Raw genomic sequence first — 11,497 nt, forward strand, 5'->3', positions numbered from 1 at the left:
ACGCAATCGCGCCGGGCGTTGTTTAAAAAATACCTTGGGTAACTCAGCCGCGCACTCACATTCGCGAATTGAGAAACCTAATCAGATAGCAAGTGTATGCCAATGGGGATGAGTGTCAATATGAGACCTTCTGAACATTCAGATTTCAGTTCGTCTCATACCGCTGCTTTGTCGCAGCGCGTGACATGGGAAACGACAGGTAACGAAATGACTGAAATCTTGAAACTGACCGAACTGCGCAAACTGATGCAAAGCATGGAGCGCACGCTGGGGCTGGAACAACTCTCACCGGTAGAGCGCGATATCTATTACGCCGCCGAAGAACTGTCCAAAGCTGACCAGGAAGTTCGGACATTTGGCTTGATTGAACACACGCTTGTGCAAAGCGTCTCGCGCCCGACCTTTTTTCGTGCGCTGAAGTCGCTGGTGCAGAAGGGGTATTTGTCACAAAGCGGTAGCGCGAACCGTGGACGGTATGTTGTGCATGCGCCTAAGTAATAAAGCGTTTGATCTGCGCATTGCTGGCTGACCGCCGTGCGCAGATGGGCCTCTGAAACGTTCTTTGCCTCACTGGCCTACGTGATTGCCTCGTTCCTTACGTTCGAGGTTCTGATGCCACTGCAGAACGTATTCTTCCCCGAATATCCCAGCAAGGCCAGCTTGCTGTTTCTCCCGCATGGTGTGCGTGTGCTCTCTGCTTGGTTGTTGGGGTGGCGGGCGATTTTTGCGCTCTTGCCCGGTGTCTTTCTTGTCTTTGCCTTTCTCGGCGGAAGCGACGTCTTCCTGCCCAACCGTCTGGCCGCCATAGCAATCGCCGTCACAACCGTTCCTGCTGTATTTTACCTATGCAAATGGATCGGCTTCGATCTGTTCCCCCACCCGGACCGCAAACCATGCTGGTCCTGCGTCATGGGGGTCGGGATCGTCACGTCAATATTGGTGTCCGTACTGACCAATCTGGCTTTTGGCAGCGGTGGGCTGGAATATATCGCCTTCCTGATCGGCGATATCTCGGGCCTGTTCTTTCTGATGCTGGGGCTTTATTTCACGCTGCGCGCGATAGATCGGCGTGCCTAGCCCATCAGCCCGCGTCGCAACAGGTTCAGCCCTGCGATAAGCAGCACGAACAGGGTGATCTTGCGAAACAGCGCCTGATCTATGCGCGACTGCAGTTGCAACCCTACCCACATGCCAGCCAGCCCCGGTAGCACCAGAGCAGCCGAGAACGGCGCGGTTTCGGCGCGGAAAATCCCGGAGCCCATATGCGCGAACAGCAAGCCCAACGCCCCCAAACCATAGATGACCCCCTGCACACGCATCTGCACCGCTTTCGGGGTGTTTAAGGCGGTCAGATAAGCCACGGTTGGTGGTCCCCAAATTCCAGACATCCCCCCGACAAAGCCTGCAACCGCAGCGATCATGCCCTCTATTCGGGCAGATGGGCTGGCCAATTTCAGACGCAGCCCCAATACCTGGATCAATGCAAAGACTGTCACCGGGATGCCAATCATCAACAAAAAAGTTGATGCTGGCACTGCGCTGACCAACTGAGCACCAATCAGCAGAAACACCAACCCGACAACCAGAAATACACGGAATTGACGGATCGAGGACACGGCGGCCGGAACACCCCCGCGCAATGCCTGCACCCCATTTGTCACCAGGGTTGGCAGGATAAGCCCCGCGATCGCCATATCCGGCGAAAGGAACATGCTCAGCCCCGAGATCAGAACCATTGGCATGGCGAACCCGACCATGCCTTTGACCCAACCGGCAATGAAGGCAACCCCACAGGCCAGCAGCAGTTCTTGGGCAGAGAGTATAGAAAACAACGTCATGTCCCCCTGATATCACTCCTGACAGGTGCTGCACTGCAAAAATGATCAAGCAACTTTAGAACTTTTTAGTCGCATAATTCGTATTTTTGTTGCGCTGCACGTGCAGCATGATATGACCAGACGACTTTAGGAGAAAGCTGATTCATGGCCCATGACGGACAGGATATGACCCAGATGATTGCATCCGCGATTTTGCCCGAGCTTCTGACGCTGACACGTGCGGCTCTGCCCGCCGTGGACACCGTATTCGAACGCGCCCGCGAGTCGGTCCGCGCGATGGTGACAGAAGATGGTCGCGTGTCCGGCGCTCTGATCGAGGCCAATCAGACCGCCGCTCATGGGTTGGCATGGCTGGCGACATACAACCAGTCGCTGCAGCAAATGCAACGCTGGGCCGATGCTTTGGAGGCAGAAGGCAAATTCGGCGAGATCGAACAGCTGCTGCACCAAATCGCCTTTGGTGAATACTTGCATCAGGTCGCGGGCGGCATCCCGATGAACCAGGGTGAGGTTCTGCGCCTTCAGGATATGGGATTGGGCTGGGACGCCCTGTCCGGTTTTCAATGCGCAGAAGTGCAGACACTAATGGCGCAGGCCAACTCTCAGGCCGCCCGTACGCGTCTTGTTCAGCTGATGGAAGATCAGGCCGGTGCTACAATGTTTGGCGCTTCCGGTTTGGACGAAGAACTTGAGATGATCCGCGACCAGTTCCGCCGCTATGCGCAGGAAAAAGTCGAACCCAACGCCCACGATTGGCACCTCAAAGACGAGCTGATCCCGATGGAAATCATTGAGGAACTGGCCGAAATGGGTGTTTTCGGCCTGACCATCCCCGAAGAGTTCGGCGGATTTGGCCTGTCCAAAGCCTCTATGTGTGTGGTCTCGGAAGAGCTGTCGCGCGGCTATATCGGCGTTGGCTCATTGGGTACCCGGTCCGAAATTGCGGCCGAGCTGATCATCGCAGGCGGCACAGACGAGCAAAAAGCCAATTGGCTGCCTAAAATCGCCAGCGCCGAGATTTTGCCGACCGCCGTATTCACTGAACCCAACACAGGTTCGGACCTTGGCAGTCTGCGCGCCCGCGCCGTCAAGGATGAGAACGGCGATTACCAGATCACCGGCAATAAAACCTGGATCACCCACGCGGCGCGGACCCATGTGATGACCCTGCTAGCCCGCACCAACCCCGACAGTACCGATCACCGCGGCCTGTCGATGTTCCTGGCGGAAAAGACGCCCGGCACGGACGACAACCCCTTCCCCACCCCAGGCATGACCGGTGGCGAGATCGAAGTTCTGGGTTATCGCGGGATGAAAGAATACGAGTTGGGCTTCGATGGGTTCAAGGTCAAGGGTGAGAACCTACTGGGCGGCGAAGAAGGCAAAGGCTTTAAGCAGCTCATGGAAACCTTCGAATCCGCCCGCATCCAGACCGCAGCCCGCGCCATCGGTGTGGCCCAAAGCGCGCTGGACATCGCCATGCAATATGCGCAGGACCGCAAACAGTTCGGCAAGTCGCTGATCAACTTCCCCCGCGTGTCCGGCAAGCTGGCGATGATGGCGGTCGAGATCATGATCGCACGACAGCTGACCTATTTCTCGGCTTGGGAAAAAGACAACGGTCATCGCTGCGATCTTGAGGCCGGGATGGCCAAGCTGCTGGGCGCCCGCGTGGCCTGGGCTGCTGCCGATAACGGCCTGCAGATCCACGGCGGCAACGGCTTTGCACTGGAATACAAGATCAGTCGCGTGCTGTGTGACGCACGTATTCTCAATATTTTTGAAGGGGCTGCCGAAATTCAGGCACAGGTGATCGCGCGGCGTTTGCTGAGCTAACCTGTAACGGCAACCCTGTTTCCCCGACTTGACCCGGCGCGCGCGCCGGGTCTTTTTTTGCCCAAACTACTGCAGCCCTCAATTCCTCAAAATCCTGCCCTTACCTTCCCTGCTGTCTGCGTTCAGCCATGACCAGCCACCGCAGAAACTTCCCCCTATCGCAGCGCCGATATTCCCGGTAGATCAGCGTGCGATCACGAACCAGCGGCGAACCACATGACCCGATCCATTCTTGCCCTTCTGGCCACGCTTGCGGCCTTGGCCCTTGCTGGCTGTGCCACCACCTCTCAGCCGACAGCAACGCAGAACGACATAGACGAACTGGCGTTGGCCATCCGTTCCATGGGTCCCGCGGTTGATCCGGCCGAGGCACAGAAGGCGGCCAACATTGCCTATACCTATTCGCAGCGTCTGGCCCGAGAATGGCAGGTCACCGACCCGGCCATCATCCACAACGCCAAGGTCATTAACGGATTTCGTGAGCGCGGCCTGTGCAACGACTGGGCCGAAGCGATGACCAGCCGTTTAAGGGCCGAAAACTTCCGCACCCTGGAAATGCACTGGGCTACATCACCGCCAACGCCGCTGAGGATCATCCACCATTCCGCAGTGATCAGCGCAAAGGGCGACACGATGTTCGAAGGCATCATCCTTGACCCATGGCGCAACAGTGGCGCGCTGACATGGGCGCCAACGCGCGAAGATACGCGATACAACTGGCGTACCCGGATGGAGGTGCGCACCGCTTTGCTAAACGGAGAGCAACCCTACTGAGGTCAGGACGGGGTCTTACACTGGCTGATCCGTTCCGCCACCACGGGCAGCATCCGCGCAGCCACCAGCTTTGACCCTTCGGGCGTCAGATGCGTGTAATCGACATACAGCACCTTGTCTTTGTGGAGGGGACCGCCGATCTCGGCAATATCGGTGAAAGGCACATTGGCCTCTTCAAACAAAGCAGGGAAATCGACCCGCGCGCGATGCATCAGATCTTCGCGTCCCGGCTTGTACCAATCCCGCGTGAGCTGGGCGATTTCGCGGTCGGTCTCGCTTAGGACATTGGTGTCCTCATAGACGACCTCAGGCTGCAAAAAGACGTGATAGCAAAACCCGTGGTAGTCGCCGAATGTTTCGATCAGCTTGTAATTGCGCAAAAATCCGACCTTTGCAGTCTGCGCAAGCTCTGCTGAAAAGTCTCTTTGCAAGGCGGTAACATCCCCATACGTGATATTTTTGGGGATTTCATAGCGGTCGAACAAGCCTTGCGTAAATTTCGAAGCCAGTTTGAAGGTATAGGAATACTGCGCCGGGTACCGCAGGAACGCATAGGCTGAAAAGAAGGGTTTGCGATCATTCAAGGCGTCAATCATGCGTGCGGACGAGTAAGCATAACTTTGGACCGGATTATCGACCCCAACATTGTAAAAATCATTGTGGCCATCCAGAAACACAATCATGTCCGGGCTGTACTCATATAGCGTCTCGTACAGGTACAACACATGTTGAAAACTGTGATACGCAACAACTCCGGCGTTGATCACTTCAATCGTCACACCGGGCATCTGATCGCCCAACCGCTCGCGCAGGTCCTGCTGCAGGAAATACGCAACCGTTTCCTGATTGGCGAGCGTTGGGTGGTCAGGATAAATACTGCCCTGCGATCCGATGGCATAAGCAGTTGAGCCACCCATCAGAAAAATGCGGAACGTGTCGTCGGGTTTTGGCTGTTCAATCAGCGTATCGTGGCGGAACCCTTGATCGGAATGGATACGCTGTCCGCCAGTATCAAATCCTCGCTGATAGTCTGGGTTCAGTTTGTGACCACGGATCGAAGAGTATAGATGTCGCTCTGCCGTATTGCCCAGCGTGTTGTCATACACATAAACCACGGTGAAATACGAAAGCAGTTCAACCAGCAGGAAGAGAAAGAGGGCATAGATCAAAATCATAAAAAACTTGGTTACAGGTCGCATCCGCCCCATGCCAACATCATCATTTCCGCTCACTACGAAGCTCCAATTCTATCAGGTCAAAATCAAATAAACCTGGCGTATATACCGGTGTAAAAATTCCACCTAACTGCCCAAATCTTAGGAAAGGCCCGTTATTCGCTTTCAATATGTCCAAGATGTTTTGCAAGTCAACGGTCACCATTGTATCCGATCCTTTACCTAGTCGGTTCAAAACAATGCGTCCAAGCCCAGGAAACTGTTCTTCGCTGATTTCAGGAATTCTGCCATGTTGCGTTACATAATGCTGCTTTCCCTTTCCGGATTACTCCAATGTCAGAAGGATGAAACCGTTGCAGCCTATGGTGCTGCCGACCGGGAATGGGCCCTGCAAGAGATCAACGGTCAGCCCTACAATGCCAGTGCCCTATTGCGATTTCCGGAAGAAGGCAAAGTAGCGGGCAACGCCCCCTGCAACAGCTACACGGGCAGGCTTAACGCGCCCTATCCATGGTTTGAGCTGACCGGCCTGACAGCAACCCGTGCCGCCTGTGCCGGGCTTGAGGCAGAAGGGATCTATTTCGCCGCCCTGCTTGCCATGACCCAATCAGAAGTATCAGGGAACCTGCTGATATTGCGCAATGAGGACGGGCAGGAAATGGTGTTCAAAGCTGCCGATTGATCTGATCAATAAACCGCGCCCGTGCGCCGGGCAGAGGGTTGTTCCCCAACGACGGAGCAACACGGTTCTCTAGAAAATGTCCGGTGGTCAGCAATCCTTGCACCACTTCGGTATCCGGCGCGTCGCCCACGCCACGCAGGCAAGGTGGCAAGGGAAGCAACCTATCCACCCAGTCCCCTGCCCCATCAGCGCTTACCGCACGACCTGTTTTCGGAGAAACATAATCCAAACCTTCTGTTACACCCGTCACGGCACAGCGTGTCAGGTCAAGGCCAAACCCCAGCTCTTCCAGCAGCGACAATTCCCACCGCAGATAGGCAAGCACCCAAATTTCGTCCTGACCCAGCAGATCCATCAACTGTTCGGTTTGTTTATAGATGCGCGGATGCGCTTCGCGCTCAGGCAAACAGAACGAGAGCAGGGCCACCACCGTATTCAATCCAGCCAGCGCAAGCCTACCCGAAAACGCCGCCGCCGCCCGCGACCGCAGGGGCTCGACCTGAAAAGTGCCGATATGCTCTTCGAGCCGTGCGCGCCAAAGCACATCTAATTGCGCCCCGGGCTGCAGGATCGGCGCAATCTTGCGGCTGGTTCCACCACGTACGACGCCGGCATGACGACCGTGGCCTTCGGTAAAGACCTCGATAATTGCCGCCGTTTCGCCATGGCGGCGTGAGGTCAGAAGTATGCCGTGGTCGCGCCAGTCCAAAGCGTGTCCAATCTTGTGGGGTCAGTCCTGCCCGAGCAAAAGAACGCAAAGCCGGGACCACTGCAAGAGAGACAGGGAAATCGACGACCTATTGAGTCAGAACGTGACCCCCGCGTGGATCAGGATGCCCAGGACCATAAGAAGGTTCAGCACCATAGAAATGCCGTTGCCAACATAGATGGGCAACTTCTTGACGATCAGACCGTAGATGAACCAAAGCAAAGACAACGCCGCATAGAGCGACCATGTTAACAGCGATTGGCCCGACGCATGTTGAGAGTGGGTAAAGAAGAGCTTCACAAGCTGTGGAAGCGTGGCAAATGGGCCTAAAATGCCGACAAATACCATGAAGCCCTCGAAGTGCTTCATCACAAGACCAAGGTTTGACTTTATGAACTTCTGACCAATTGTTTCAGCCAACGTAAGACCTCTATCCTTGTCATAGGCTGCAACGACCCGTTTCCGCACCATCCGTTAAATACGCGTACAAATAGCGAAAATGGACCGTCTTACCAAGACCTATGCCATAACTTTGGCAGAGGCCTGCACCGCGTCTGTGCTAGTACCGCTAATCCAGACCGTCCTCACCCAGCAAATGGCGCCCCTGCCGGTCTTCGACCTCTATCACCCAGAGGTCAGGGTCAAAGCTGCGCTGGCGTTGGATCGCCTCGTCCACATCGACCTCGGGACCAGAGGAGAGTTCAACCCACTTGCGCTCACCGCTCATCAGATCAAAGCTGCGCTGAAAGGCTGTGGCCTGACCGTCCAACGTGTTGAGCTTGATCAAAACCGCGCCGGCTGTGTCGTCACCATGGGCCACAACAAAGGCCGGTATTTCCTGAAATCGCAACCGTGCCAGATAGGCGTGAACCCAGAAGTCTGCCGTCAGTCGCGTCATGCGTTTCCGTCTTTGAATTCCAGACCCATTTCCGAATAGCGCTCAGATTCCTCCAGCCAGTTTGGCCGGACTTTGACCTGCAGGAACAGGTGGATCTTGCGATCAAGGAACTCTTCCAGCTCGGCACGGGCCGCCTGGCTGACGGCCTTGATTGTCTCGCCCTTTTTGCCCAGAACGATACCTTTATGGCCGTCGCGCATGACATAGATGATCTGGTCGATCTTTGCCGACCCGTCCTTGCGCTCTTCCCAATTCTCGGTCTCGACGGTCAGCTGATAGGGCAGTTCCTGATGCAGCCTCAGGGTCAGCTTTTCGCGTGTCATTTCCGCCGCAATCATACGCAATGGCAGATCAGCGATCTGGTCTTCGGGATACAGCCACGGGCTTTCGGGCAATTCGCCTGCCAGCCATTTGCGCAGATCGTCAACCCCATGGCCTTTCTCGGCCGAGATCATGAAGGTCTCGGCAAACGCGTAGCGCGAATTGAGGTCGCTGGTCAGGGCCAGCAAAACTTCGGACTGCACCCTGTCGATCTTGTTGATGGCCAGCGCGACGGTGCGGCCCTGCCCGATCTCATTCAGACCTTCAAGGATGCGCTCTACGCCCTCGGTAATGCCACGATGCGCTTCGACCATCAGGACAACCACATCGGCATCCGCGGCCCCGCCCCATGCGGCGGCCACCATTGCCCGATCCAGACGGCGGCGCGGTTTGAAAAGGCCCGGCGTGTCCACAAAGACCAGCTGTGCATCTCCTTCCATCGCCACGCCCCGGATGCGGGCGCGGGTCGTCTGAACCTTATGTGTCACGATCGAGACCTTGGCCCCGACCATGCGATTCAGAAGGGTGGATTTGCCTGCGTTGGGCTCTCCGATCAGGGCGATAAATCCGGCGCGTGTCGTCATCTGGGGTTTGATCCTGTTTGCAGATGGGCCTCCCTATCGCAGAAAGAGGCAGCGGACCAGAGCGATTTGCAGCTTTGGCACATGCGTTCAGGATGGCATTGGGTGGGGTATGGTGGGCGACCCGTCACCGAAATGACCCGGGTTCGACCGATAGGCATTTCCGGCCAGCCCTCAGGAGACCGACTATTTTTACCCGGTAGACTAATTCTGCAAACGGTCCAGCAACGACTTGGCAGCCGCCTGTTCGGCCTGACGCTTTGACCCTGCTGTTGCCTGCTCTTCTGCCCCGTCCTGAAGACGCGCAGCAATGGTGAAGACCGGCGCATGGTCCGGGCCAGAGCGTCTGACTTCGACATAGCTGGGCGGTTTCTGGCCCCGTGCCTGCGCCCATTCCTGAAGCGCCGTTTTGGCGTCACGGGCGTCGGCCTCGACATCGTGGATGCGATCACCCCAGAGTTTTAGGATAACGGCGCTGGCGACCTCGAACCCGGCGTCGCGATAAACTGCAGCGATGACCGCCTCCATCGCGTCGCCAAGCAAAGCTTGTTTGCGCCGCCCACCGGACAGCATTTCAGACCGGCCCAGTTTCAGTACAGCACCCAAATCAATCTGCAGCGCCACATCTGCACAGGCCTCTTTGCGCACAAGCGCATTGAACCGGGGTGCAAGCTGACCTTCGCTGGCCTTTTTGTCCGCCTCCAGCAAGGCCGTCGCCATCACCAGACCCAGCACCCGGTCGCCCAGAAACTCGAGCCGCTGGTTGTCCGGGCGCGTAGCCGAGGATACCGATCCATGGGTCAACGCGCGCACCAACAGCTCGGGGTTGGCAAATTCATACCCTAGACGCTTTTGAAACGCCTTTATTTCGGCGGATAGCTTCAATTCACGGCCTTAAAGAAACGGTCTCCGCGCCAGGTCCAGAAGAACAGCATCGACCGGCCAGCGGAGGAGAACATGATGCGATCTGCACGACCAATCAGGTTTTCATAGGGTACATATCCGACACCCCCGGCCGATTGCGGCAGGCGGCTGTCGCTGGAATTGTCGCGGTTATCGCCCATAAAGAAGTATTCGCCTTCGGGCACTGTATAGACGCCGGTATTGTCCGACCCCTGATTACCGATATTGAGCACATCATAGGACACCCCGTTGGGCAGGGTTTCGATCATGCGGGATTTCTCACACACGCCACCACGGCCAACCGGGCCGTTTTCACAGCGCGGGCGCAACCCTTGCGGACCTTGCGGCGCCGCGACCTCGGTGAAGACGCCATCGGGTTGCTGCGGAACCGGAGTACCGTTCAGGATGATCTGGCCCTCGATGATCTGGATACGATCGCCGGGCAGGCCAATCAGGCGTTTGATATAATCGCGGCCCGTTACCGGATGACGGAATACGATCACATCCCCGCGCTCGGGATCGCCGGCCCAAATACGGGTGTTGTCATCACTTTGCATCCAGCCACAAACATCCTCGGCGTCGATATTGAGGCCGACGCTGGGGATGATCAGACTGGGGCAAGAGGCATAGGAATATCCATAGGCCATTTTGTTGACGAACAGGAAATCCCCGATCAACAGGGTCTGTTTCATCGACCCTGACGGAATCCAGAACGGCTGAAAGAACAGGGTACGGAAAACGCCCGCGATCAACAGCGCATAGACGATGGTTTTGATCGTCTCCCACACGGGATTTCCGGTTTTGACGTCCTCGGCCATACTGCTCTCCGGTCCTTGGTTTGTTGGGGTGCTACATGCGCGGCGCGGCGGGGTTAGTCAAGACAGAGCGCTGCGTTCGCGAATTGGGCGCGCCTCGATCACCACGAAGGCCTGCGCCCAGGGGTGGTCATCGGTTAGGGTGACGTGGATGATCGCCGCATGACCCTCGGGGGTCATATCGTTGAGCCGTTCCGCCGCCCAACCGGTCACATGCATCACTGGCTGGCCGGTTTTAAGGTTGGTGACAGCCATGTCCTTCCAGGAAATCCCCATACGAAGCCCGGTGCCCAGCGCCTTGGAGCACGCCTCTTTCGCGGCCCAGCGCTTGGCATAGGTGCCCGCGGTGTCGTGGCGGCGTTCGGCCTTGCGCTGTTCGATGTCGGTAAAAACACGGTTGCGAAACCGGTCACCAAACCGGTCGAGCGTGCCTTGAATGCGGTCTATGTTTGCGAGGTCTGTGCCGATGCCTAGGATCAAAGGTTATTTCCCGAGTTGTGTTTTTCTTAATCTGGACTTTAACGCCCCCTTCGCGCCCATCTGCACACACCACCGATTCACGAAATAAGTGAGAACAAAAAGAAAGAGAATTACCGCGACCATCAAGATTTTGCCGTCAGCTTGTGCAACCGATGAAAGAAACTGAATAAACTCAGCACCCATCAACAAGTATCCCCACACTAGTGACGTGATAGCTTCTGCTGCAATTGCAACAAAGATCGCCCTGCGTGCAAATCTGGTCACTTCTGATTGCGGTATCAACTCACCATACCTGTTTCCGTATTGCTGGCCTACAATCATTGCCGCAATCATTGGAGCGATTATCGAGATTCCGGATGATCCGATTTCGTAATTTAGAAACATCGCGATAAGGATCGCTAAAGCCGGGAAAGCCATTCGAATTCCGAAAAGCAATACTGTGTAGAGCGCCAGATTGGTCTTCTTCATGGTAACTCTGATATCCT

At 56.2% G+C, this 11,497-nt stretch carries 15 protein-coding genes; 5 read left to right on the forward strand and 10 right to left on the reverse strand.

Annotated elements, in window-relative coordinates; translation table 11 throughout:
- Positions 1-207 precede the first annotated feature (207 nt).
- Together AC2FIM_RS16805 and AC2FIM_RS16810 are read left to right on the forward strand one after the other, a co-directional pair.
- A complete protein-coding gene (locus AC2FIM_RS16805) occupies positions 208-498 on the forward strand; it encodes a hypothetical protein (RefSeq protein WP_142639308.1) in 291 nt (96 codons plus the stop codon).
- Positions 499-534: 36 nt separating this feature from the next.
- Positions 535-1,077 (forward strand): hypothetical protein, encoded by a 543-nt coding sequence (locus AC2FIM_RS16810; protein ID WP_281973493.1) that lies wholly within the window; start codon positions 535-537, stop codon positions 1,075-1,077.
- Here AC2FIM_RS16810 and AC2FIM_RS16815 read toward each other — a convergent pair.
- Entirely contained in the window at positions 1,074-1,838 is a 765-nt protein-coding gene (locus AC2FIM_RS16815) for a sulfite exporter TauE/SafE family protein (protein WP_496678795.1), read from the reverse strand. The genes AC2FIM_RS16810 and AC2FIM_RS16815 overlap by 4 nt on opposite strands.
- A gap of 144 nt (positions 1,839-1,982) precedes the next feature.
- On the opposite strand from AC2FIM_RS16815, the gene AC2FIM_RS16820 reads away from it, so the two are divergent.
- Complete coding sequence (locus AC2FIM_RS16820) at positions 1,983-3,674, forward strand: acyl-CoA dehydrogenase family protein (protein ID WP_496678793.1); 1,692 nt, start codon at positions 1,983-1,985, stop codon at positions 3,672-3,674.
- A gap of 216 nt (positions 3,675-3,890) precedes the next feature.
- Positions 3,891-4,448, forward strand: coding sequence for a hypothetical protein (locus AC2FIM_RS16825; protein ID WP_142639261.1), 558 nt, complete (start codon positions 3,891-3,893; stop codon positions 4,446-4,448).
- A gap of 2 nt (positions 4,449-4,450) precedes the next feature.
- On the opposite strand, the gene AC2FIM_RS16830 is transcribed toward AC2FIM_RS16825, so the two are convergent.
- A complete protein-coding gene (locus AC2FIM_RS16830) occupies positions 4,451-5,680 on the reverse strand; it encodes an SGNH/GDSL hydrolase family protein (RefSeq protein WP_496678791.1) in 1,230 nt (409 codons plus the stop codon).
- Between the two features lie 232 nt (positions 5,681-5,912).
- On the opposite strand from AC2FIM_RS16830, the gene AC2FIM_RS16835 reads away from it, so the two are divergent.
- Positions 5,913-6,305, forward strand: a complete 393-nt coding sequence (locus tag AC2FIM_RS16835) for an META domain-containing protein (RefSeq protein WP_496678789.1) — start codon at positions 5,913-5,915, stop codon at positions 6,303-6,305.
- Here AC2FIM_RS16835 and recO read toward each other — a convergent pair.
- The 8 genes from recO to AC2FIM_RS16875 form a co-directional block, all read right to left on the reverse strand.
- A complete protein-coding gene (gene recO, locus AC2FIM_RS16840; protein WP_496678787.1) occupies positions 6,289-7,014 on the reverse strand; it encodes a DNA repair protein RecO in 726 nt (241 codons plus the stop codon). The genes AC2FIM_RS16835 and recO overlap by 17 nt on opposite strands.
- A gap of 96 nt (positions 7,015-7,110) precedes the next feature.
- Positions 7,111-7,434 carry a SemiSWEET transporter gene (locus tag AC2FIM_RS16845; protein ID WP_271951337.1) on the reverse strand — a complete coding sequence of 108 codons (324 nt, stop codon included), beginning with the start codon at positions 7,432-7,434 and terminating at the stop codon, positions 7,111-7,113.
- A 148-nt stretch (positions 7,435-7,582) separates the two neighbouring features.
- Complete coding sequence (locus AC2FIM_RS16850; RefSeq protein ID WP_142639253.1) at positions 7,583-7,912, reverse strand: DUF1491 family protein; 330 nt, start codon at positions 7,910-7,912, stop codon at positions 7,583-7,585.
- A complete protein-coding gene (era, locus tag AC2FIM_RS16855) occupies positions 7,909-8,817 on the reverse strand; it encodes a GTPase Era (RefSeq protein ID WP_271951341.1) in 909 nt (302 codons plus the stop codon). Before era ends, AC2FIM_RS16850 begins: the two co-directional genes overlap by 4 nt.
- A gap of 201 nt (positions 8,818-9,018) precedes the next feature.
- Positions 9,019-9,699: a ribonuclease III gene (rnc, locus tag AC2FIM_RS16860; protein ID WP_496678783.1), complete on the reverse strand. Its 681-nt coding sequence runs from the start codon at positions 9,697-9,699 to the stop codon at positions 9,019-9,021.
- Positions 9,696-10,535, reverse strand: a complete 840-nt coding sequence (gene lepB, locus AC2FIM_RS16865) for a signal peptidase I (protein ID WP_271951346.1) — start codon at positions 10,533-10,535, stop codon at positions 9,696-9,698. The genes rnc and lepB overlap by 4 nt, the downstream gene beginning before the upstream one ends.
- A 57-nt stretch (positions 10,536-10,592) precedes the next feature.
- Positions 10,593-11,012, reverse strand: coding sequence for a holo-ACP synthase (gene acpS / locus AC2FIM_RS16870; RefSeq protein WP_271951349.1), 420 nt, complete (start codon positions 11,010-11,012; stop codon positions 10,593-10,595).
- A 3-nt stretch (positions 11,013-11,015) separates the two neighbouring features.
- Entirely contained in the window at positions 11,016-11,480 is a 465-nt protein-coding gene (locus AC2FIM_RS16875) for an ABZJ_00895 family protein (protein WP_281973501.1), read from the reverse strand.
- Between the last annotated feature and the right edge of the window lie 17 nt (positions 11,481-11,497).

This window comes from Ruegeria sp. CDSC052, from assembly GCF_059610685.1.

Coding starts and splice junctions, on each gene's coding strand:
- AC2FIM_RS16805 (WP_142639308.1), top strand. CDS start 208: ATGACTGAAATCTTGAAACTGACCGAACTGCGCAAACTGATGCAAAGC.
- AC2FIM_RS16815 (WP_496678795.1), bottom strand. CDS start 1,838: ATGACGTTGTTTTCTATACTCTCTGCCCAAGAACTGCTGCTGGCCTGT.
- AC2FIM_RS16820 (WP_496678793.1), top strand. CDS start 1,983: ATGGCCCATGACGGACAGGATATGACCCAGATGATTGCATCCGCGATT.
- AC2FIM_RS16825 (WP_142639261.1), top strand. CDS start 3,891: ATGACCCGATCCATTCTTGCCCTTCTGGCCACGCTTGCGGCCTTGGCC.
- AC2FIM_RS16835 (WP_496678789.1), top strand. CDS start 5,913: ATGTTGCGTTACATAATGCTGCTTTCCCTTTCCGGATTACTCCAATGT.
- AC2FIM_RS16850 (WP_142639253.1), bottom strand. CDS start 7,912: ATGACGCGACTGACGGCAGACTTCTGGGTTCACGCCTATCTGGCACGG.
- era (WP_271951341.1), bottom strand. CDS start 8,817: ATGACGACACGCGCCGGATTTATCGCCCTGATCGGAGAGCCCAACGCA.
- lepB (WP_271951346.1), bottom strand. CDS start 10,535: ATGGCCGAGGACGTCAAAACCGGAAATCCCGTGTGGGAGACGATCAAA.
- AC2FIM_RS16875 (WP_281973501.1), bottom strand. CDS start 11,480: ATGAAGAAGACCAATCTGGCGCTCTACACAGTATTGCTTTTCGGAATT.